Source organism: Shewanella sp. 433 (assembly GCF_059338565.1).
The window spans coordinates 2103894-2126121 of record NZ_CM181703.1 but is presented as its reverse complement, the minus strand read 5'-3'; the positions used below and the strand labels follow the sequence as shown (position 1 = coordinate 2126121).

17 protein-coding genes are annotated in these 22228 nt (G+C 46.7%); 6 read left to right on the top strand and 11 right to left on the bottom strand.

Going from position 1 to position 22228, the window contains the following annotated elements:
• The first annotated feature begins 322 nt into the window (after positions 1 to 322).
• Together AC5YB1_RS09355 and AC5YB1_RS09350 are read left to right on the top strand one after the other, a co-directional pair.
• Positions 323 to 1777 (top strand): NfeD family protein, encoded by a 1455-nt coding sequence (locus AC5YB1_RS09355; protein WP_494518946.1) that lies wholly within the window; start codon positions 323 to 325, stop codon positions 1775 to 1777.
• Positions 1764 to 2639, top strand: coding sequence for a slipin family protein (locus tag AC5YB1_RS09350; protein ID WP_494518945.1), 876 nt, complete (start codon positions 1764 to 1766; stop codon positions 2637 to 2639). Before AC5YB1_RS09355 ends, AC5YB1_RS09350 begins: the two co-directional genes overlap by 14 nt.
• Before the next feature lie 72 nt (positions 2640 to 2711).
• Here the strand turns inward: AC5YB1_RS09350 and AC5YB1_RS09345 are convergent, their stop codons facing one another.
• The 4 genes from AC5YB1_RS09345 to trhO form a co-directional block, all read right to left on the bottom strand.
• On the bottom strand, positions 2712 to 3743 hold the full coding sequence (locus AC5YB1_RS09345) for a DUF2955 domain-containing protein (RefSeq protein WP_494518944.1): 1032 nt from the start codon (positions 3741 to 3743) through the stop codon (positions 2712 to 2714).
• Between the two features lie 7 nt (positions 3744 to 3750).
• Positions 3751 to 4809: an HlyD family secretion protein gene (locus AC5YB1_RS09340; RefSeq protein ID WP_494518943.1), complete on the bottom strand. Its 1059-nt coding sequence runs from the start codon at positions 4807 to 4809 to the stop codon at positions 3751 to 3753.
• 10 nt (positions 4810 to 4819) lie between these two features.
• Positions 4820 to 5326, bottom strand: coding sequence for a transcriptional regulator SlyA (slyA, locus tag AC5YB1_RS09335; RefSeq protein WP_494518942.1), 507 nt, complete (start codon positions 5324 to 5326; stop codon positions 4820 to 4822).
• A gap of 742 nt (positions 5327 to 6068) precedes the next feature.
• Positions 6069 to 7064 (bottom strand): oxygen-dependent tRNA uridine(34) hydroxylase TrhO, encoded by a 996-nt coding sequence (trhO, locus tag AC5YB1_RS09330; RefSeq protein WP_494521614.1) that lies wholly within the window; start codon positions 7062 to 7064, stop codon positions 6069 to 6071.
• A 345-nt stretch (positions 7065 to 7409) separates the two neighbouring features.
• Here trhO and AC5YB1_RS09325 point away from each other — a divergent pair, with 345 nt between their 5' ends.
• From AC5YB1_RS09325 to ilvN, 4 genes are all read left to right on the top strand, one after another.
• The gene (locus AC5YB1_RS09325; protein WP_494518941.1) at positions 7410 to 8090 is read left to right on the top strand and encodes a glutathione S-transferase; all 681 of its coding nucleotides are present in this window, start codon (positions 7410 to 7412) and stop codon (positions 8088 to 8090) included.
• Between the two features lie 206 nt (positions 8091 to 8296).
• Positions 8297 to 9544, top strand: a complete 1248-nt coding sequence (locus tag AC5YB1_RS09320; protein WP_494518940.1) for a multidrug effflux MFS transporter — start codon at positions 8297 to 8299, stop codon at positions 9542 to 9544.
• 435 nt (positions 9545 to 9979) lie between these two features.
• Positions 9980 to 11701: an acetolactate synthase 3 large subunit gene (locus tag AC5YB1_RS09315; RefSeq protein ID WP_494518939.1), complete on the top strand. Its 1722-nt coding sequence runs from the start codon at positions 9980 to 9982 to the stop codon at positions 11699 to 11701.
• Positions 11701 to 12195 carry an acetolactate synthase small subunit gene (gene ilvN / locus AC5YB1_RS09310; RefSeq protein ID WP_475514157.1) on the top strand — a complete coding sequence of 165 codons (495 nt, stop codon included), beginning with the start codon at positions 11701 to 11703 and terminating at the stop codon, positions 12193 to 12195. Before AC5YB1_RS09315 ends, ilvN begins: the two co-directional genes overlap by 1 nt.
• 188 nt (positions 12196 to 12383) lie before the next feature.
• Here ilvN and AC5YB1_RS09305 read toward each other — a convergent pair whose 3' ends face one another.
• The 7 genes from AC5YB1_RS09305 to truA all read right to left on the bottom strand — a co-directional run bounded on the left by AC5YB1_RS09305 (position 12384) and on the right by truA (position 22163).
• On the bottom strand, positions 12384 to 14387 hold the full coding sequence (locus AC5YB1_RS09305; RefSeq protein WP_494518938.1) for a DNA topoisomerase III: 2004 nt from the start codon (positions 14385 to 14387) through the stop codon (positions 12384 to 12386).
• Between the two features lie 359 nt (positions 14388 to 14746).
• Complete coding sequence (locus AC5YB1_RS09300; protein ID WP_494518937.1) at positions 14747 to 16864, bottom strand: methyl-accepting chemotaxis protein; 2118 nt, start codon at positions 16862 to 16864, stop codon at positions 14747 to 14749.
• Positions 16865 to 17049: 185 nt separating this feature from the next.
• Positions 17050 to 18564, bottom strand: coding sequence for an amidophosphoribosyltransferase (gene purF, locus AC5YB1_RS09295; protein ID WP_494518936.1), 1515 nt, complete (start codon positions 18562 to 18564; stop codon positions 17050 to 17052).
• Between the two features lie 98 nt (positions 18565 to 18662).
• Complete coding sequence (locus tag AC5YB1_RS09290) at positions 18663 to 19151, bottom strand: CvpA family protein (protein ID WP_494518935.1); 489 nt, start codon at positions 19149 to 19151, stop codon at positions 18663 to 18665.
• 267 nt (positions 19152 to 19418) lie between these two features.
• Positions 19419 to 20006: an SPOR domain-containing protein gene (locus tag AC5YB1_RS09285; RefSeq protein WP_494518934.1), complete on the bottom strand. Its 588-nt coding sequence runs from the start codon at positions 20004 to 20006 to the stop codon at positions 19419 to 19421.
• Between the two features lie 6 nt (positions 20007 to 20012).
• Positions 20013 to 21272, bottom strand: coding sequence for a bifunctional tetrahydrofolate synthase/dihydrofolate synthase (folC, locus tag AC5YB1_RS09280; RefSeq protein ID WP_494518933.1), 1260 nt, complete (start codon positions 21270 to 21272; stop codon positions 20013 to 20015).
• A 105-nt stretch (positions 21273 to 21377) separates the two neighbouring features.
• Positions 21378 to 22163: a tRNA pseudouridine(38-40) synthase TruA gene (truA, locus tag AC5YB1_RS09275; protein ID WP_494518932.1), complete on the bottom strand. Its 786-nt coding sequence runs from the start codon at positions 22161 to 22163 to the stop codon at positions 21378 to 21380.
• Positions 22164 to 22228: the final 65 nt, after the last annotated feature.

Sequence of the window (22228 nt, the reverse complement as noted above, 5' to 3'; positions counted from 1 at the left end):
AATTCTGAAATAGCCTGCACTAGCCAGACTCATACAAGTACCAACACTGTTTATTAACGGCCTTGTTCATTACGCCCCTCAATATTACGCCGCCCCCTAAAAGACCAAATAGACTAAACTTAAGATTAGCTAAAATTAGGATGCCGTTATGACTGCACGACTAAAATCAGCAAGATGGAAACACAAGCGTGGGCGACTCCCCCCTACACGGCTAAATTGGCGATGGATTACGCCCCTTCAGGCCAATAAGATAATCACGATTATCCAAGGGGTGTTCGTACTGCTTTTACTGAGTGTGATGATGAGTGTTTCAAGTATGGCTATGGCGCAGACCAAAAGCCCCATTACGCCAACTGAGCAACCTGCTGATCAGCAACTTAGTCAGCAGCAAGCAGGCCCCCCGCAGAGTGTGCCATTATTACGCTTTGAAGGGGCCATTGGCCCTGCTGTCAGCGAATACTTAGTCAGCGAGATCACTCAAGCAAATCAGCTTCCTTTATCGCAGCGGCCGCCACTTGTGATGATCACTATGGATACGCCCGGTGGCCTTGTCAGTAGTTTACGCACCATCAACCAAGCCATTTTGGCATCAACAATTCCTATCGCGTGTTTAGTGTCACCCTCCGGTGCCAGAGCCATGAGCGCAGGGACCTATATTTTGTACGCCTGCCATGTTGCGGCAATGGCGCCAGCCACAACCTTAGGTGCTGCAACCCCAGTTAAAATGGGGGGCCCTATGTCACCTCCCCCTAATACACCCTCACCCAATGACCCTGCTCCTAAAGAGTCTAGCCCCGGCGATCAAGGTGACCAAAATGGCGGCGATAATAATGATAAACAAACCACTACAGATAACAGCAGTGCAATGGAGCGTAAGGTGTTAAATGATGCCATTGCAAGCATTCGCGCCTTAGCGACCCTGCGCAATCGCAACATCGACTTTGCTGAGCGCGCAGTGACCGAGGCTGCCACCCTTACGGCTAAAGAAGCTTTAGATCAAAACGTGATCAACTTTATCGCTGATGACGCGCCCAATCTTCTGACTCAACTCAATGGCACCCAAGTCGATATGGGAGAGCAGCGAATCACATTAAAATTAAGCAATACTCAGCTAGTTGAGCATCAACGCAGTTGGCGTAATCACTTTATTGCCACCATTACCGACCCCAATATCGCCTACATTTTAATGTTAATTGGTATTTACGGCTTATTGCTCGAGTTTTATAGCCCAGGTGTCGGGGTTGCAGGAGTGACTGGCGCAATTTCACTGCTTATCGCGTTATATGCTTTTCAGCTACTGCCGATCAATTATGTCGGACTAGGCTTAATGCTATTAGGTATCACCCTGTTGATTGCCGAATCTATGGTGCCAAGCTTTGGCATTTTTGGTGTTGGCGGTGCGATTGCATTTGCCCTAGGCTCTATCTTCCTTATCGACAGTGATGTAGAGCATTTTGCAATTTCGCTACCGCTCATTGGCGCAGTCACCGTCACAGCGCTGCTTTTTTCACTGTGGGTATTAACCACCCTGTGGCGGCAACGCCAACATAAAACCGTGAGTGGTGATGATGCCATTGTCGGTGCACAAGCCATAGTGGTAGAAGGATTTATTGAAAAAGGATTTGTCAGCCTTGATGGCGAACATTGGGCCGCGGTGAGCGATAAACCGACCCATACGGATCAACGGGTTTTGGTGGTTGCTCGAGACCACCTAACCCTAACAGTCACCCCGACTCCAGCCCAGTCCTCTAAGGAGATAGTCAATGGACGCAATTAGTTATAACCCCTCGGTGTTTTTTATCGCGCTAGGCTTTTTGCTACTGGCGTTACTGTTTAGTGCATTCAAAATCTTACGAGAATATGAGCGTGGCGTGATCTTTATGCTGGGACGTTTTTACCAAGTAAAGGGGCCAGGACTGATTATCGTCATTCCGTTGATCCAACAAATGGTACGGGTGGATCTGCGTACCGTGGTGATGGACGTGCCCACCCAGGATGTGATCAGCCGCGATAATGTGTCTGTTAAGGTCAATGCGGTCATCTACTTTAGAGTGATCGATGCTCAAAAGGCGATTATTAATGTAGAGGACTACTTACAAGCCACCTCGCAGCTAGCACAAACCACTCTGCGTTCGGTACTAGGGCAGCATGAACTGGATGAGATGCTCGCCAACAGAGAGATGCTCAATACCGACATTCAAGCCATATTAGATAGTCGCACCGACGGTTGGGGCATTAAGGTATCGAATGTCGAGATTAAACATGTGGATCTGAATGAAACCATGGTAAGGGCTATTGCAAGGCAAGCGGAAGCTGAGCGAACTCGTCGAGCCAAGGTGATCCATGCCTCGGGTGAGATGGAAGCCTCGGCTAAACTGGTCACCGCCGCGCAAACCCTGGCTAAAGAGCCTAATGCCATTTTACTGCGCTACCTGCAAACATTAACGGAGATCGCTGGCGAGAAAAATTCAACGATTTTATTCCCTCTGCCGATGGAATTACTCAATGGTGTGATGAATAAAACCCTGCCTAACGACTTACCAATGGCTGCAAGTGAAACCGCGGCGAGTGACAATCGCGATACAAGTAGCACGGCCGATGACGATTTTGCGCATGATAATGATCAGGCTGAACGTTAGCCTGAGTCCGATAAAGGCGGTGCAAACACCGCCTAAGCCTAAATACACGAGAGTGCAGAATTCACACCGGTATTAATGACCAAAGCGAGTGGCTTCGAAGCGATTTAATATTCTATGCACAAGATAGCAAGCAATCAGCGTCGCGATGATAGCCACTAAAATACTGCTAGTACGGTAAAGACCGCTAAAGATAAGGTCATTATTAGGGGTTAAATTCTGCCCATATAAAATCCCAAACGTGGTCAATCCAGCAAAGCCTACACCCGACCCCATCGCCTCAGTAATATGCGCCTGACTAAACAGCAAAGTGAATAGCCAAAACAGGGGCAATAACAACAAGAGTTCGTGCGACCAGTTATACAGCAACAGCTGGATGATTAAACCACAACTTACCCCTAAAATGGTACCCAGAGCACGCCGCCGAGCATAGTCGAGCGCGCCATTCCAATGCATAGGAAACAGCAAAATTAAAGTCGTTACCTGGGCCGATAATGAGTCTTGTAGATCTAATACCTGAAAGGCACAAAAGGAGATCGTCGCGACAGATGCCCCAAGTAAGGCTTCATGCCGCATGCGGTGAGGCGCTTTGCTCTCCCCAGAGTGCGCCGTTCGCGGCGTTACATCTGGGAAGAGAGCCATCATTAAAAAAGCGATACAGATCGAGCTAATATGCCCCCAAAAATTACAAAATATCAGATCGTTTACATTAGTAGCCGGGTAACTGGCAAAGTGCAGCATGATACTTAAACTGATCACACCGTTGGCACCAAATAGAAATAAACTGCCTTTTGACATGCACGCAAAACGATACAGAAACAGCACGAATGCGATTAAGCTCATCACAATCGGCTGTCCCCCAAAAAAGCCAGCTAACAGACCCACTTCAACAATCGACAGTACCGATGAGGCAAGAACTTGTCTCGTGACAGCAGCCGAGATAACGGGTACGAGTCCAAGCAATAACATGGGAGTCACAGTAAAAAAGACGGCGTAATTAAATCCCATCAGTTTACTGATCAAAAAACCCAATGTTCCACCAGTGGCAATACGCAGACATTGCCTCAAATCATTGTGGCTCATTGGGTGGTGACGTATTAATTGCATAGCCGTCTCAGTAAATGAAATGCAGCAAGCTAATAAACTTGATTTGTAGCTTTGCTAACTGGCTAAACAGCCAATTATCAGGTTGTAACTGTACTGTGGCCTTAGCCCCGGCGGGTAAACGAGTCATCAAGGGTTGATCGAGTTCAAGATGCAATCTAAAACGCTGCGCATCACGTACCCAGCGATTAGATTCTTCTGGTGTCGCCAAGCGACCATCGGCGGCAAATTGCGCTGCACTGACACCCGCATCAACGCTACTGACCTTAGCGTGATAGATCTGGCCTGGACGACCATCAAACGCCACCCATGCGTTGGCATCGCGACTGACATGACGCAGGCTTTTCTCTCGAAAATCGGCTATAACATCAACATCATCAAGCACCAAGGCCATCACAGGTGAGCCATGACTCACCATATAGCCAGACGCGAGCTGCACATTGGTAACAACCCCATCATGATCGGCATGTATTTGGGTATAACTCAAAGCTAAACGTGCTTTTTTAAGGTTATTGTGTGCTTGGCGTAACTTAAGGTTATTGTCACCCGAAGCACCACGAAGCGTGCTGATCTTAGCTAATTGTGCCTTAGCGGCATGAAGCTGAGATAAGCTAGATTTCACTTGGGTACGTGCTTGATCTACCATCTGTTGCGACACGCTGTGCTGGGAATAAAGCGATTGTATGCGCCTAGCTTCACGCTGCTTTAAGGCAACATTAATCTCACTGGCTGCCACGTCAGCCTCTGCCACCGCCATGGAGGCATCAAGTTCGGCGTTATCTTGCTTTGCTTGTTCAAGGGCTAATTCGGCCTGCTCTAGTGCGAGTTGATACTCGCTAGGATCGAGCTTAAACAGCGGCTCGCCTTGAGTCACTTGTTGATTATTTTTCACATAGACCTGCACCACTCTACCGCTGATCTGCGGCGCCACTTGTGTGATCGTGCGGGTCGCCATGGCCTGAGTCGTTAGCGGCATGTTGATATCGGCGACTAAAAAATAACTAAAAAGGAGCAAAAAGCCCACCATGGCAAATTTGACTAACCGCGTAAATTGTTGATCTGGCGTCATATACTTTATACTACTCCTGAGCTTTAGATGCGGTAGCCTGTAACTTTGCCGCCGCATTATGACTAATTTGATTAAGTGTGTGTTCAAACTGTGCTTGCATTTCTGGGCTGATCCCAGCTAGCAACTCGGCGCGTACCCGAATGATTTTAGCTTCCATTTGATGTAATACTGCTAGTCCCGCCTCAGTCAAGGCTACACGTCTGACACGTTTGTCGTGCTCACAGCAATGGCGCATCACCAAGCCCTGCTGCTCTAACTGGCCCAACGTTCGCATCAGTGAGGCCAACTCGATTTCTAATGCCTCCGCAAGGTGCTTTTGGCTTATATCTTGCCCAAGACGATATAGCTTCCACAACGCAGTCCAGCGTGAATGTGTTAAGCCAAGTGGTGCCAACTCGGCGTCTGCAACCATGCGCCACAACCGATGTAATCGGCCTAAATGCTCACCTAACGACAATTGAGAATGCTCGGTCGTTGACTGGGTATGGTTTAACTGCTTGATCTTTTTCTTATTCATAGTACTCATCCTTGTATTAGCGGATAACAACTCATCCACTACCTCTATTATGTTGCCTAGCAGTATTTAGTCTGGCGCCAATGTTATGTCGAGCCTAATAACTAACGCAGATAGCTTATGCAGCCACCGGTTAACTTCATATGCAACGCTTGTTGATACCGATAGGCCAAAGAATGGATTAAATCATCAGGAATAATACTTAGCCTGCTAAGCATTATATTTACTTAGCAGGCTAAGTAAATAGGTGCAGCAAAAAAAATGCAGTCATCATAAGAGTCACTAGCAAATAAAACACGCGGCTTCATCTAGTTAGCCAACAGTAGTGTGATTGAACTTAAACGGTGTGAGCTGCCTATTTAATTAAATGGTAAGCAGTAATTTGATGTGAGAGCAGACTTAATACACAATCGTTAATGGGAACGGTAGGTACACTGAAACAAGGTGATGGCTCACGTTTATGTTGCCATACAAAGAAAAAGCGAGCATTGCTTAATACAATACCCGCCTTAGTTTCTTACTAAAAATGCTAATAGTGGCAGCCTATCAACACCAACCCATAAACCACTATTAACCCTGCTGGAGATACAGAGTTGTCGCCCGATGCAACTTATCTGTAGCAGTAAATTCAGTATAGCCACTGTAGACAAAACGCCAATGCTCATTACAAAAAAATCTAAATAAGCACAGTTTTATACCGTTCGCTAATACCACGGCCTATTCACAGCGGGCAAAGCTAGAGAGATCAGCCTTTATCGCCTTGGCGTTCATCCTGTTGGCCCTGCTTCAAGGCCAATTTATGTAAACGGCGCTGCTCAATCACAGAGTTAACGTCACTACCAATATGAGACTCACCGCGAGCATTAGCCAACTGAACTTGGCGCTCGCGCTCCGCAAAACGCTCACGCTGTTTGTCCGTTACTTTATCGACACAATGTGGGCAGCTGATCCCTTTGACATAATGCTCACTGGCTTTATCAGCCTCGGTGATCGGTAAGCGACAGGCATTACATTGATCGTATTCACCCTTTTCGAGTCGATGATTGACTGACACACGGTTGTCGAAGACAAAACATTCACCCTGCCATAGGCTTTCTTCAGGCTGTACCTCTTCTAAGTATTTCAGCACGCCGCCTTCAAGGTGGTAGACCTCATCAAATCCCTGCTCTTTTAAGTAAGCGGTCGACTTTTCACAGCGAATACCGCCAGTGCAGAACATGGCGACTTTTTTATGTTTAGTCGGATCAAGATTTTCCTTCACATAATCAGGAAACTCTCTAAAGGTTTGTGTCTTTGGGTCAACCGCATGCTTAAACGTACCAATGCTTACTTCGTAGTCATTACGGGTGTCGATAAGGAGGACATCCGGATCTGAAATCAGTTGGTTCCAATCTTTTGGCTTAACATAGGTACCGACCACTTTACGCGGATCGATCCCCTCAACGCCCATAGTGACAATCTCTTTTTTAAGCTTCACTTTGGTGCGATAAAAAGGCATTTCAGCATCAAATGATAACTTGTAGACAATATGGTCGAGCCCTAGCTGCTGCTCTAACCACGCCAAGAGTGAATCGATAGCCGCTTGTGTACCGGCAACGGTTCCGTTGATGCCTTCGCTGGCTAATAACAAGGTGCCTTTGATGCCCACTGATTCCATTTGAGCCAATAACGGCTGTTGAACTTCGGCAAAATGAGGCAGAGATACAAATTTATATAGCGCACAAACAACGACTTGAGACATACTTTCCTCTATATGCTGGCTGAGGCGTAATCCCCAGTGCATGTAAACCGCCTAAAAATGTGATTTCAGGCGCAAAATTGGAGCGTGATTCTACCTAAATCACACTCGAATAAACAGGCACAAAGAGTAAGGTTATTGCAAACAACCAGATCAAATCCGCAGGTTAACGACAAAGTGCACGCCCTCACCTTACCCCAAAAGTATTCCACCGTTATAAACGCCCCGCCCCTATTGGTCTATCGCCAGGGCCGACACGCAATGACAACCTCAGCCATAAACAATTGGGATTTTATTTGCGATCTGGCTCAAAACAGTGAAAATAGTCACTTAAGAAAGGAGAGAGTTATGCCCCGCGTCACCTTATATTCATTTCGTCGATGCCCTTACGCTATGCGCGCTAGACTCGGATTATGGCTTGCGCAACGCACGGTCGAGTTACGTGAAATCATCTTAAAACATAAACCTCAGGCCATGCTTGAAGCCAGCCCGAAAGGCACTGTACCCGTGTTAATCCTGCAAGATGACACTGTTATCGATGAAAGTCTCGATATTATCAATTGGGCATTACAGCATAACGATCCTTTAGATTTACGCCGCTTGGACCAACCAACACAACAGGCGTTAACTGAAGCGCTTATCCAGCAAAACGATCATGACTTTAAGCCTTACTTAGATAAATACAAATACGCCGATCGTCACCCAGAGCAACAAGCAGAGGATTATCGAGAGCAAGGGGAGCATTTTATTGCCAGGCTCGAGCAGCAACTGCAAATCGGTCCCTATTTACTTGGCGAACGGTTGAGCCTCGCTGACATCGCTATTTTTCCGTTTATTCGTCAATTTGCCCATGTCGACTTGCCTTGGTGGCAGCAAGCGCCCTACCCCAAGGTGCAAACTTGGTTGCAAACGCTGCTTAATAGCGAAATGTTTAACGCTATCATGGTCAAATACCCCACCTGGCTCGACAGTGGTGAGGCGGTTATTTTTACAGGTGACCCCTTGTTCTTAAAAAGTAAGACGCAATAAAAAAGCCCAAATAAAGCATCCATTCATCCGCGCTCCCTCGCTGACAATTATTCACATAGACGTCCCCTGCTAATAAGGTTATATCGCTCACAAACCGTTAGCCAAATGGGGGCGCGATCTCGTACAATCATTCATCTTCCTCGATAACGCTTAACCAAGCGTTATCCGCTGCAATGTTAATTAATTTCGTATCACAAGAGGTATCAGTGAACACAGCGTCTGTCCCACCATCGCACGACAAGGCTTGCGTGACTCATTTAAATTTAACGCTATTGATCCCCATGCTAGCGGCGATTGTTGCGATTACGCCACTGGCTATCGACATGTATTTGCCGGCGATGGCAACCCTTGCATTGAGCTTTAATTCAAGCATTACCACAGTACAGCAATCACTAAGCCTCTATCTGGCGGGTTATGCCCTTGGCATGCTCACTTTCGGCCCAATCGCCGACAAAGTAGGTCGCAAGCCATTGGTGATTATTGGACTCAGTGGCTTTATGTTGGTGAGTCTTGGCTTAGCCTTTGTGACGAATGTCGAGCTGTTTTTAAGCTTACGCTTTTTACAAGCCTTTATCGGCGCTGCAGCAACGGTTGTGGTACCCGGTTATATTAAAGAGGTATATGGCAAAAATACTGCTAAAGGGATGTCGTATGTCAGCTTGATCATGATGCTAGCCCCGCTTATCGCCCCCACGATAGGCAGTATTATTTTAGAGCTCGGAGACTGGCATTTAATCTTTTTTACGCTGAGCGGTTATGCACTCTTATTGTTGCTATTAGTCATAACCAAACTCAAGATGCCCAGTGATGAGCGCGGTGCGCAGCGCAGTCAAAAAAGCTTCTTTGGCGCCTATGCTGTGGTGTTTACTAAGCCCGGGGTTAAACTCAATTTGGCCAGTGGCGTACTCACCTCGTTTGCTTTTTTCTGTTATTTAACCGCCTCGCCCTTTGTCTACATGGAGGTATTTGGTTTAGATAAGTCACTGTTTGCAATACTATTTAGCACTAATGTCGGCGCACTGATGTTAGCGAATGTGGTCAATAGCAAAATTGTGGTGAAATATGGCTCACGACGCATGCTCAAAGTCGCCACCCTGCTGGCAAGTGTCGCTGGAGTTGCACTGCTTAGCGTTAACTTAGCCGATTTAAGTTATCACTACACCGTCGCCATGTTGATCCCGTTAATGGGCTGCTTAGGCATAATGTCGGTTAATGCCGATGCCATAGTGCTGATGAAGTTTCAGCAAGAAACAGGCACGGCAACTGCAGTTATCGGCACCTTACGCTTTGGTTGCGGCGCATTAGCCGGTCCCTTGCTGGCGCTGTTTTATACAGGCACTGCGGTGCCCTTTGCCGCGCTGATGTTAGCCGCGGTGATATTGGTGGGCCTATGCCAGTTTTTAGCCAATCACATAAACTCGGCTTCCGATAACGAACCAGAACAAGCTGAATAACTTAATCCCCCTCAAGCTGGGGGGATTCTGCCTATGAGCCTGGTGCATCATAGGCCTCAAACTATAGACTCAAATCATAGATCCCAAACCATCATCTCAAACCTTGCCCCTAAAAAACCATAGACCCAAAACCTTGCTCCTATTTAAGGTCAACGGCAGTATTAACTGCTGCGCCGCCCGCAACTAAATGGCAACAACCCACCCGATTTATTTTCATATACTTAAAATATTTAAATAAAACGCTTGATTTAACAGCACTATTTTATATGATGAAATTCTGCTCGATAACGGCAGTCACTCAAGCTAACAGGCTAACACATTGATGTACGAGTGATTAACGAGTTTGAAGTACCCTTCAAGCTTATCATTTCAAGCGATTACCGTCGCTGTTGCAAGATACTGCATACCGTAGCGGTAACTATTGAGGGATCAACAATGGAGAAGTTATCCGGCGCCAGCATGATCGTCCGTTCACTTATCGACGAAGGCGTTAAACACATTTTCGGCTACCCTGGTGGCTCTGTTCTCGACATCTATGATGCCTTGCATCAACAATCTGGTATCGAACATATCCTTGTTAGGCACGAACAAGCCGCCGTGCATATGGCCGATGGTTACGCACGTGCAACGGGCGATGTGGGAGTGGTGCTGGTGACCTCTGGCCCAGGTGCGACCAATGCGATTACCGGAATAGCCACAGCCTACATGGACTCTATTCCATTAGTAGTGTTATCAGGACAAGTGCCCAGCAACCTTATCGGTAATGATGCCTTTCAAGAGTGCGACATGATTGGTATTTCACGGCCTGTGGTAAAGCACAGTTTCTTAGTGACCGATGCTAAAGATATTCCAGAGATCATCAAAAAAGCCTTTTACATTGCCGCGACAGGCCGTCCAGGCCCCGTCGTCGTCGATATCCCCAAAGATTGCTTGAACCCACAGATATTGCATGACTATCAATATCCGCAAGAGATCAATATGCGCTCCTACAATCCGACGACCTCGGGCCACAAAGGCCAAATTCGTCGCGGTTTACAAGCACTGCTCTCGGCAAAAAAACCTGTGCTTTATGTGGGCGGCGGGGCGGTTATCGCTGGCTGCGATCAGCAAATTCTTACCCTATCTGAAAAACTGGGGATCCCAGTGGTGAGCACGCTAATGGGGCTGGGTGCCTTTCCTGGCACCCACGATAACAGCGTTGGCATGCTCGGTATGCATGGCTGCTACGAAGCGAATATGACCATGCACCACTCAGATTTAATCTTTGGCATTGGGGTGCGATTTGATGATCGCACCACTAACGCCGTTGAAAAATATTGCCCAAATGCCACGATTTTACACATCGACATCGATCCGTCCTCGATTTCTAAGACAGTACATGTGGACATCCCCATCGTCGGCTCGGCAGACAGTGTACTGGATAATATGCTAGCGCGCCTGGCAGAAGACAGTCAGCTGGATAACGATAAAACGGCGATTGACCAGTGGTGGAGCCAAATCAATCAATGGCGCTCACAGGACAGCTTAGCGTATGACAAAACCAGTGGCCGAATTAAGCCTCAACAAGTGATTGAAACTCTGCATAAGTTAACCAATGGCGATGCCTATGTAACCTCTGATGTAGGTCAACATCAGATGTTTGCTGCGCTTTATTATCCCTTTAATAAACCCCGTCGTTGGATAAACTCTGGCGGCTTAGGCACCATGGGATTTGGTTTGCCGGCGGCGATGGGCGTAAAAATGGCAATGCCTGATGAGACAGTGATCTGCGTGACAGGCGATGGGTCGATACAGATGAACATTCAAGAGCTATCCACCGCTTTGCAATACGATACGCCAGTTAAAATTATCAACTTAAACAATCGTTTTCTTGGCATGGTTAAGCAATGGCAAGATATGATCTACTCAGGACGTCACTCTCACTCCTATATGGATTCGGTACCCAATTTTGCCAAAATTGCCGAAGCCTACGGTCATGTGGGCATGACCATTAGCGATCCAGCAGAGTTAGAGGCTGGTCTAGAAAAAGCACTGGCGATGAAAGATAAACTGGTCTTCGTTGATATTAGTGTCGATGAAACTGAGCATGTTTACCCTATGCTTATTCGCGGCGGGGCGATGAATGAAATGTGGTTAAGCAAAACGGAGAAAAGCTAATGCGTCGTATTATTTCTGTGTTACTTGAAAACCAACCCGGCGCATTATCTCGTGTAGTCGGCTTGTTCTCCCAGCGTGGCTACAATATTGAGAGTTTAACCGTTGCACCGACTGATGATGTGACCCTATCGCGTTTAAACATCACAGTGGTGGCCGACGCCGCGGTGTTAGAACAGATAGAAAAGCAGCTGCATAAACTTATCGACATCTTAAAGGTCGCTAATATCACCGAGTCCAGCCATATCGAACGCGAACTGGCGTTAGTGAAAGTTAAAGCCAAAGGCGCTGGACGCGCCGAGGTGAAGCGCACTGCCGATATTTTTCGGGGTCAGATAGTCGATGTCACCGCCGAGCTTTACACCATACAGATGACCGGCACCACAGAAAAACTTGACGCCTTTATCAGTGCTATCGGTGAAGTCACCAAAGTGATTGAAGTCTCTCGCTCTGGGGTCGTTGGTTTGTGCCGCGGCGAAAAGTCGATGCGAGCCTAAACAGCTTCTGTCGAAAGGCTAAGTAAGATCTCTCACAAAACAACGCCAGCAATCTCCAGCTGGCGTTTTATTATCTTGTTTGCATGTAGTCTTTTATATACATAAATTCAGCTGAGCCACTAGGTTAAGACAACACAGCCACAAAGACAAAGTGGGCTGTAGAGCGGGTTATTACCTCAAACTCAATGTTAACTTTTACCTTGTGGCTTCACCTTGGTACGACTGCTGCGCCCACTTGATTTTTTACCGGCCAAGGTGCTGGCTTTAGCTGAACTTGCCTTACCACGGCGCTTGTTAAACTGGCCACTCGGGGCTTTAACCCCTTGCAATGATGCGGGTAATTGAGCACCGGCTTGGGCAATTAACTGCTTGAGCGAGTCGACTAATGGCGTCATAAAACTCTGATACTTTGCCTCTTTACGACAAATGGCATCGAGGTGACTTTCCCATAAGGCCGTCATATCGGGCGTAGTGGCTGAGTCTGGCAAACTGTTTATCAGCCCTTTACCGACCTCGGTCGCGACAATCGATTTACCTTGGCGTTGTAAAAATCCACGTTTAAACAGCAACTCAATAATGCCTGCGCGGGTCGCCTCTGTGCCTAAGCCATCGGTATCTTTTAAGATTTTACGGATCTCAGGGTCGGTCACATAGCGATTAATGCCGGTCATCGCCGCCAGCAGGGTTGCATCCGAAAACGCTTTCGGCGCTTGGGTGTTTTTCTCGACTAACTCCGCCAGCCCCGAACGTAGCGTTTGCCCCTTAATCAAAGGTGGCAACTGCTGCAACGTATCGGCCTCATCCTGCGGTGCCGCTTTGCTTGACGATGCTGCGGGAAACAGTTGTTTCCAGCCAAGTGCACGGTCTTGCTTGGCTTTAGTGGTGAAGCGTCCCTTAACAATCTCCACTTCAACCTGAGTTTCATGATACCGATAAGGTGGATAAAACTGGGCTAAATATTGCCTCGCCACATGCAGATAAATTTGTTGCTCAGCCTGATTCAAACTGCCTAAGTTAGCGCATTTTTCTGTTGGCACAATCGCGTGGTGCGCATCAACCTTGCTGTCATTCCACGCCTTCGATTTTATCTTTGGATCAGGCGATTCAATGCCTTGGACTAACTCAGGTGCGCCGCCAATGATGGCTTTAATCACACTGGGCGCCAACGCCAACTGCTCTTTAGGTAAATAGCGACTGTCTGAGCGCGGATAAGTGATCAGCTTATGGCGTTCATACAGCGACTGGCAAGTATCGAGCACCGTCTTTGCACTCATACCAAAGCGTTTAGCCGCATCAATTTGCAGTGATGACAAGCTATAAGGTAGCGGCTGATGTTGTTGTTTATCTTTACTGTTAAGCCCAGTAACCACGGCAGTTTGATGGCTGATACGGCTGATCACATTTTGGGCTAAGCCTTTAGATAGCACACGCCCTTCATCATCCATGTAGGGCAAGCAGGCTTCACTGGGTTGCCATTTGGCTTTAAAGCTTTGATCTTTGTCTGTGGTTAAATGAGCCAATACCTCATAAAACGGTTTACTGACAAATTGCGCTATCTCGGCATCGCGGCGAACCACTAACCCAAGCAGTGGGGTTTGTACTCGGCCAACCGACAACACGCCTTGATAGCCCACTTTGCGCCCTTGAAGGGTATAAGCTCGGGTCATGTTCATGCCATAGAGCCAGTCGGCGCGTGAACGCGCTAAGGCTGAGGTAGACAGCGGAATAAACTCGCGATTACTGCGCAACTGACCTAAAGCGCGTTTAACCGCTTGTGGATTAAGATCGCTCACTAATAATCGCATGGTCTGATTAAGCTTATCGCCTTTGACTCCAAGATGCGCAATCACCTCATCCACCAGCAACTGCCCTTCACGGTCTGGATCCCCTGCGTTGACTAACTGAGATGCTTGTTTTACCAGGCCACGCAGCACGGTTAATTGGCTGCGCGTTTTCGGCTTAGGTTTCATTTTCCATTGGCTAGGAATAATAGGTAAGTGTTCAAACTTCCATGATTTATATGCACTGTCATAGGTATCGGGCTCCGCTTGTTCAAGCAAGTGGCCGATACACCAAGAGACACAATCCCCGTTAGCCGCGGTAATGAAACCGTCGCCTTTTTTTAGCGGTTTTGGTAATACATCAGCAATGGCTCTGCCAAGGCTGGGTTTCTCGGCGATATATAAAATCATAGCACTCAGTTAGCCAGGATAAACAACTGTATAAATTAACAGTAACTTTAACCTAAGTCAGATCAGGCTGCAAATGTAAAACAGGATAAAGTTGCACTGAGGAGTCAGCCTATGACCCAAAGATACGAATTAAGTTCAGCGGATATGGCGATAAGGTGTAGGGCGATTTAAGATCAAGTACAATAGAGGAGAAGAAGCTAGTGCCAATGCAGCTGACTGGCTTTGTCGGGTAAAAGAGCCATGACAAACTAACAAATATAGTGCTGTAGCGTGATGTAAGTGTCATTAGCCTTAATGGCCTAACCGTAAGCACAATGCTCACGGTTAGGCAGGTATACAGCGTGAACCTTATGTGGTGATTAGGTTTTGAGCTTACCTAATTGTTGATGCTGCTGCGTCACCAGTTCGGCTAAGCTAACACTACTTTGCTGCGCCTCATCGGCAAGCCGTGCCAATTCTGCTGCGGAATCAGAAATACCTGTAATGTTGCGATTAACCTCTTCCGTCACCGCGCTTTGCTCCTCTGCTGCTGTTGCAATATGAGTCACTTGGCTCGACACCTCCTCAATTTGACCAACGATGGTATTGAGCGAGGTTAAAGCGGACTCAGTTTGCTCAACGGCGCGCTGCGCCCCCTCCACACCTTGATCGATAATATGCGAAGCACTTTTAACTTCTTGCTGCAGCGAATCGATCAATTTACCAATTTCATCGGTTGAGGTCTGGGTTTTTGACGCCAGTGCTCGCACTTCATCAGCCACCACAGCAAAACCTCGACCTTGTTCACCCGCTCGCGCCGCTTCAATCGCCGCATTTAATGCCAGTAAATTTGTCTGTTCAGCAATCGCGCTAATCACCTCCAAGATCTTACTGATATTGGTACTACTCTCTGCCACTTTACTCACTGCTTCCTTCGCTAATAAGGACTCATGAGACATGGTCGTCACATAATTCATCGCTTGACTAAGGCTGTCTTCACCCGCTTTAGCATTGGCATTCATCGCCTCAGTTTCCATCGCGGTTTGCTCTGAGGCTTTAGCCACCTCAAGGGCGGTTGCGCTCATTTCATTGACCGCGGTGACAACACTTTCAATTTCGCTATATTGACGATTAACACTCTCACGGGTTTGCTGGGCAATATTGGCAGTAGTTTGGCTCTCATCTTGTGAGCGTTCAGCCAGTACTTTCATCTCGCCAATGAGTAAGCGCAATTTAGTGATAAAACTGTTAATGCCGCCCCCTAGCGCAATCAATTCGGCGTGAGATTCCACATTGATGGTTTGGGTTAAATCACCTTCAGCACTGGCTAAGTTCTCGACTCGAGTTTGGATCACTTTAAGAGGCGCGATAATGTTGCGAATAACAAGGCTAATGGTTACCACCGCAATCACAGACACAATACTGCCAATGATCAACAACAAACTACCAAGCGATGAAGCCATTTCGGTCATCGCCTTATCCATTGCGATGGCTTCTTTAAACACATCTTGTTTTGCTACTTCAATCAATAGCTCCCATTGTACATCGGCCAACGGAATACTAATGGGGTAGGCAACAACAATATTATCACCCACATCTAAATAGCCACCATTACGGTGTAAAGACAGATATTGCTTAGCTAACGCGCTATCGATAGATTCTGCTAATGGACGCGCTTTTTTACTGTAATGACTCGCTGCAACCACTAGGCCCTTAGCACTAACTAGAGTGACCTTGGCGTTGCCGTTATATAACTTTTGCGATAGTTCATCGATCATCGTTTGGAAGATAGGTAAGTTTACATCGGCACCTACCACCCCTTTAAACTGCCCCGCCACTACGACTGGTGAGATAAGCGATGTCATTAACTCATTTTTACCTGGGCTGATCTCATAGAGATATGGCTCCATTAGACATGGCTTTTTGGTATCACGGGCACACAGATACCATTCAGCCTCTCTGAGACCAAATTCATTTAATGTCTCAACATACTTTTCTTCGGCGTCAGTCACTGCTGAGTGTTCGATACTGCCATTATCGGTGCGAGTATAATAGATCTCCATGCTACCCGCGTTAGGTACACTATGACTGGCACCATAAAAAAATTCGCTGTCTTTAGTATCGTAACCATTGGGTTCAAACTGGGCATACAAAGAGGACAATTGACTATTTTTTTGTAAAGAGCCCATGATAGTCATTTCGACACTGTCACGGCTTAATGGGCTTTGTACTGATGTTTGTTCAAGCAAGCCTGACAAAGCATAAGGCACACGATAAGCCTCGTTAATAAAAGCGGCCACTCGCTCACCATACTCACCGGCTCTTGCCGTCAGTTTATAGCGAGTTTCTTTCTTAATCGACTCTTGAACTTGCTCCGCTAACACGGCATTTTTATCACTTAACGACCACCAAAGACTCAGTGATAGTATCGCCACAATAATTAAAAACAGGGCTGAGGTGATCCACAACAATTTAGTACTTATGGATAATTGCTTCATTCAGTGCTCCTAGGCAAAGCAGATATTTCATTAAATAAGAGGCATTAGGCTATTGATTAAAAATAGCACTGCAGCGATAAACGATCATAAAGATCAGTAATTTCTCATCCAATGAGAAAAAACCGACTTACAAAGAAATCGGTTTTTGATGACACAGCCAAAGAGCAATATATTACAGGCTCATATTAAGGGTGACATACATTATGCAGCTCGAGATTTGTTCCTATATCTTTGATACGATTTGCTTTTGCATCATCATTTCGCAGTTGAGTCAGATGATCTAAATAAGCTTGGTCGACATCATTAGTAATATAATGCCCATCAAAGACTGAGGTTTCGAAACGTTTAATATCGGGGTTTTGTTGACGTACGGCTTCAACTAAATCATCGAGATCTTGGAAAATCATACCATCGGCACCAATCAGCTTGGTGATTTCCTCCACATCGCGACCATGGGCAATCAGCTCACTGGTGGTTGGCATATCGATACCATACACGTTTGGAAAACGAATTTCGGGTGCCGCTGACGCAAAATACACTTTTTGGGCGCCAGCTTCACGGGCCATTTCGATGATCTGTTCAGAAGTCGTACCACGCACAATAGAATCGTCCACCAGCAGTACGTTTTTACCTTGAAACTCAGCATTAATGGCATTGAGCTTACGACGCACCGATTTCTTGCGCTCCTGCTGACCCGGCATAATAAAGGTGCGGCCGATATAACGGTTTTTGACGAAGCCTTGACGATAAGGCAAGTCTAAATTACGCGCGATTTCAAGTGCGATATCACATGAGGTTTCAGGAATGGGGATCACCACATCAATATCATGGTCTTCCCACTGCTTCTTAATTTTTTCGCCAAGCATGGTGCCCATATTTACACGGCTGCCATAGACTGACACTTTATCTATAGTCGAATCTGGGCGAGCAAAGTAAACATATTCAAAAATACAAGGCGAATAACTCGGTGAAGGTGCGCATTGGCGGGTATAGAGCTGACCATCGAGCGAGATATAAATCGCTTCACCAGGGGCAACATCTCGCACCGTTTCAAAACCAACCGCATCGAGTGCCACACTCTCAGAGGCAACCATATATTCAGTGCCCTGCTCCGTTTCATGCTTACCCAGTACTAATGGTCTTATGCCGAAAGGATCTCTAAAAGCGACTAGGCCTTGGCCTATGATCATCGCTGCAACCGCGTAAGCACCGCGCGTCAGATGATGAACATTAGTGATCGCTTGAAACACTTCGTCCGCGGTAAGAAATTGGCTTTGCGTAGTTTGTAATTCATCGGCAAGTAGATTGAGTAGGACTTCAGAATCAGAAGTGGTATTAACATGGCGACGCTGTTTAAGTAAGCGTTCTTGTAACTCTAATGTATTGGTTAAATTACCGTTGTGGGCGAGCGAGATACCAAATGGCGAGTTAACATAAAACGGCTGCGCTTCAGAGGCACTCGAACTACCTGCGGTAGGGTAACGCACATGCCCAATCCCCGCATTACCTTGCAGACGTTGCATATGCTTTGGCTCAAAAACGTCTTTTACCAGACCATTTGCTTTACGCAACCTAAATGCATGCCCGTCCACGGTTACAATGCCAGCCGCATCTTGGCCACGGTGTTGTAATACAGTTAACGCATCATAGATTGTCTGATTAACCGGTGTTCGGCCAACTATTCCGACGATACCACACATGGGTAGGTTTCCTCATTGTAAGATGTTCTAATCATTATTATTGTCGAGCCCTGATCAGAAAGAATCACTGCATCAGGTCACATAGGCTGTAAGCATTATTATATTTTGGGTACAAAGCTTGAGGTGTTTTCCACATAGTCAAAAAACCATTGGATAACCACGCCAAATTCGGGAACCAATTGTGAACTGCGCCACCAATCGGTATTGGGTGCTCCGGTAAAAGCATCCATAAAAAACAACATCGCGCTGACAATCAAAGCACCTCTTAATGCACCAAAACAGAGACCTAATACCCTATCGGTACCAGATAAGCCTGTTTTAGCCACTAATTGGCCAATAAGATAGTTAACGAGCGCGCCTAGAATTAAGGTAGAAATGAATAAAATAGCAATGGCAATCCCGTTGCGAACCATTTCATCTTGCATCTGAGTGAGGTAGACCGCGAGATCAGCATAAAACTGACTCGCAACGAAAAAAGCTGCAAACCATACCACAAGTGACATAGCTTCTTTGACAAAGCCACGGAGCAGACTGATGACAGTCGATAATCCGATAACAGCGATAATGGCGTAATCGATCCAAACCATTGAATTAGGTGATCCAGCAATAGCATTAAGACGGCGCGATCTTACCAGAGACTGAAGACATTCTCACCCCCTAGGCCCACTTAAAAGCAATTAAGTTTATCCTGAATAAAAGACACTGAATTCATAAAAATTGACAACACATTAACCCTAAAGCGAATTATTTTGCATAACTAAAACGCCGAGATATTAAGGTCTCGGCGTTGTTTAAGTATGATCACAAAAGGACTTAAGGTTACCCCCCCCTAACTTCGCGATACGTTGAGCACACTACTCAACTGGATTATAACTGACCACAGCAGATTTAAGTTCAGTCAGCTTATCCAGCTCTTTTTGTAATCGTTGCAACTTAGCTTTAGAGATATCAGGACCGACAAACACCTTAGTTAACTCACCGTCCACAGGGGTTTGCGGCAAGGTATAAGCTCTAAATCCTTTGGATCTTAAGCGTTTAACCAATGCATTCACATTAGCGGCATTTTTAAAGCTGCCTAATTGCAAGGTATAGGCGCTGCTAGTCAGGCTCTGCTCGACCTTGGCAGGCTTTGGCTTAGACGCGATTGACGTCACACTGGGCTTATCGGCGTCACTGGAAAGAACCTCTGGTTCTGCCGCGGAAAATTGCGCAACTTCATCGGTTAAATCGATAGCCTTGTACTCCGGCGATGTGTCGAGGTTCATCTCAACGGCTGGGCGAAGTGGTATCTCACTAAACTGCTCTTCTTGCTGCTGTTTCTTACCGTCGAGGATATCAGGCAGAAAAATGACCCCTAGCGCCACCAACACAATCACCCCAACCAGACGATTTTGAAACTGACTGGATAAGATTTTTTGTTTAACTTCTATTTCTTCGTCCACGTTGATTCACCCAAGGTGTAAATGTTTAAACTCTGCCACAGTGTAAAAGGAGCCAAACACAATTACCACATCATCATCGCAGATATTAACACTGAGTGCTTTATATGCTTGCTCAATTGATTCAAATGGATAGCCTTTACTGTCTGGCGGTAGACAGGCCATTAACTGCGTCGCCTTAGCACTGCGTGGACAATCTAAATCAGTAAAATACCACACATCAATCACCTCACTGAGGCTTGCAATGACCGCCTGGCAATCTTTATCTTTCAGCATGCCACACAGAGCCACAATGCGCTTATCGCGATAAACCTCAAGTCTTTGTGCTAAATACCGCGCTGCATGGGGGTTGTGGGCCACATCGAGTAATGTGATGGGAGCATCATGAAATAACTCTAAGCGCCCGCTCAAGCGCGCTTGTTGTAATCCTGTAAACAGATGCGATTTATCTATCGTTGGTAATAGCTGCTCAACCACTGCCAGCGCGGTCGCGGCATTGGGTAATGGCAGTTGTACCGGTGGTAAGTTATTAAGTTGCCATTGCACGCCGCTGAAATGCCAACCCTTATCGTCTTGATGATAATTAAAATCCTCACCGACACGAATAAGCTGGGCGCCCACTTGGTTTGCGACTTCAATAACCGATGTGGGTAAATCTGCATCACCGACCACCAATGGCCGCCCCGCTCGGCAAATGCCCGCTTTTTCTCGCCCGACCAGCTCACGGGTATCACCGAGATACTCTTGATGATCGATATCGATTGAGGTGATCACGCTAATATCGGCATCGATCATGTTGGTTGCATCTAAGCGCCCGCCGAGCCCCACTTCAAGCAGCACCAGATCCAGGGCCGATTGTTTAAAAAGAGATAAACCTGCTAGCGTGGCATATTCAAAAAAGGTCAGCGAAATATCGCCTCTAGCACTATCGATAGCGCAAAAGGCATCAATCAAATCACGATCGCTAACGTCGACCCCAGCAATGCGCACTCGCTCGTTATATTTCAGCATGTGGGGCGAGCTATACACACCCACTTGCCATCCTGCCGCCGCCATCATCTGCTCTATCATCACGCATGTAGTGCCTTTGCCATTAGTACCGGCAACTGTGACGATTTTAGTATTGCCTAACTGGGTTAAGCCCATAGCTTTAGCCACTTGCGACACGCGCCCTAAACCCATGTCGATCTCTGTCGGATGAATAGACAATAAGTGCGCTAGCCAAGACTCAAGGCTCGATTGCTGATTGGGTAACAGGATAGATGACATACAAGACTCGTACTAGTAATGAAAAGATAAAGCGACGTAATATTGTTCGCGCCGCAGGTCACGGTGATGAACTACCGTGGTGAACACCACGCGCAGCAAAAAAACTTAATCGAGCATAAACAGTGGCCCAAGCGCTAATTTTGGCAACTGATAAGCGTCAGGGTACGTCACATCGACTAAATACAAACCATTGGGCTTAGCGGTGGCGGCAGCTTGTGTTCGATCCTTAAGTGCTAATAAACGTTCAATCCAACTTATGGGCTGGCGTCCGTATCCCACTTCAAGCAACGATCCGACAATATTGCGCACCATATGATGCAAAAATGCATTGGCTTTAATGTCGACACAAATATACATACCTTGGCGCGTAACATTGACTTCATGCACGCAACGAAATGGGGTATTTGATTGGCATTGTATCGCCCTGAAACTGGTAAAATCTTGCTCGCCCAACAAGAACTGTGCCGCCTGATGCATCTTATTTTCATCGATATCGCCCGGATAATGACTCACGCCTGCGCGTAAGATCCCAGGACGAAGCTGATGATTATAAATCATATAACGATAGCGGCGTGCGGTTGCGCTGAAACGGGCATGAAACTCATCATTAACCTCTTGGGCCCAGCGCACGGCAATATCATCGGGCAAGTTAACGTTAACGCCCAAGGTCCAAGCACTGAGTTTACGGCTAGCATTGGTGTCAAAGTGCACCACTTGCCCAGTAGCATGCACGCCGGCATCGGTGCGCCCCGCGCATTGAATCGCTATTGGCTCATTGGCAACGATTGAGAGTGCTCGTTCAAGTTGCGCCTGAACCGAATCAACTTCGGCTTGACGCTGCCAGCCAAAATAGCGACTGCCATCATATTCGATACCTAATGCTACGCGCATAAAATACCAATCCTTATATCAATTAAAATTGTGCTAGGCGCGCGATTCTAGCATAACGTGCTAAC

Excerpts from the sequence above, each read along its gene's own strand:
- AC5YB1_RS09355 (WP_494518946.1), top strand. The coding sequence starts at position 323 with ATGGCGCAGACCAAAAGCCCCATTACGCCAACTGAGCAACCTGCTGAT.
- AC5YB1_RS09350 (WP_494518945.1), top strand. The coding sequence starts at position 1,764 with ATGGACGCAATTAGTTATAACCCCTCGGTGTTTTTTATCGCGCTAGGC.
- AC5YB1_RS09345 (WP_494518944.1), bottom strand. The coding sequence starts at position 3,743 with ATGCAATTAATACGTCACCACCCAATGAGCCACAATGATTTGAGGCAA.
- AC5YB1_RS09340 (WP_494518943.1), bottom strand. The coding sequence starts at position 4,809 with ATGACGCCAGATCAACAATTTACGCGGTTAGTCAAATTTGCCATGGTG.
- slyA (WP_494518942.1), bottom strand. The coding sequence starts at position 5,326 with ATGAATAAGAAAAAGATCAAGCAGTTAAACCATACCCAGTCAACGACC.
- trhO (WP_494521614.1), bottom strand. The coding sequence starts at position 7,064 with ATGTCTCAAGTCGTTGTTTGTGCGCTATATAAATTTGTATCTCTGCCT.
- AC5YB1_RS09325 (WP_494518941.1), top strand. The coding sequence starts at position 7,410 with ATGCCCCGCGTCACCTTATATTCATTTCGTCGATGCCCTTACGCTATG.
- AC5YB1_RS09315 (WP_494518939.1), top strand. The coding sequence starts at position 9,980 with ATGGAGAAGTTATCCGGCGCCAGCATGATCGTCCGTTCACTTATCGAC.
- ilvN (WP_475514157.1), top strand. The coding sequence starts at position 11,701 with ATGCGTCGTATTATTTCTGTGTTACTTGAAAACCAACCCGGCGCATTA.
- AC5YB1_RS09305 (WP_494518938.1), bottom strand. The coding sequence starts at position 14,387 with ATGATTTTATATATCGCCGAGAAACCCAGCCTTGGCAGAGCCATTGCT.
- AC5YB1_RS09300 (WP_494518937.1), bottom strand. The coding sequence starts at position 16,864 with ATGAAGCAATTATCCATAAGTACTAAATTGTTGTGGATCACCTCAGCC.
- purF (WP_494518936.1), bottom strand. The coding sequence starts at position 18,564 with ATGTGTGGTATCGTCGGAATAGTTGGCCGAACACCGGTTAATCAGACA.
- AC5YB1_RS09290 (WP_494518935.1), bottom strand. The coding sequence starts at position 19,151 with ATGGTTTGGATCGATTACGCCATTATCGCTGTTATCGGATTATCGACT.
- folC (WP_494518933.1), bottom strand. The coding sequence starts at position 21,272 with ATGTCATCTATCCTGTTACCCAATCAGCAATCGAGCCTTGAGTCTTGG.
- truA (WP_494518932.1), bottom strand. The coding sequence starts at position 22,163 with ATGCGCGTAGCATTAGGTATCGAATATGATGGCAGTCGCTATTTTGGC.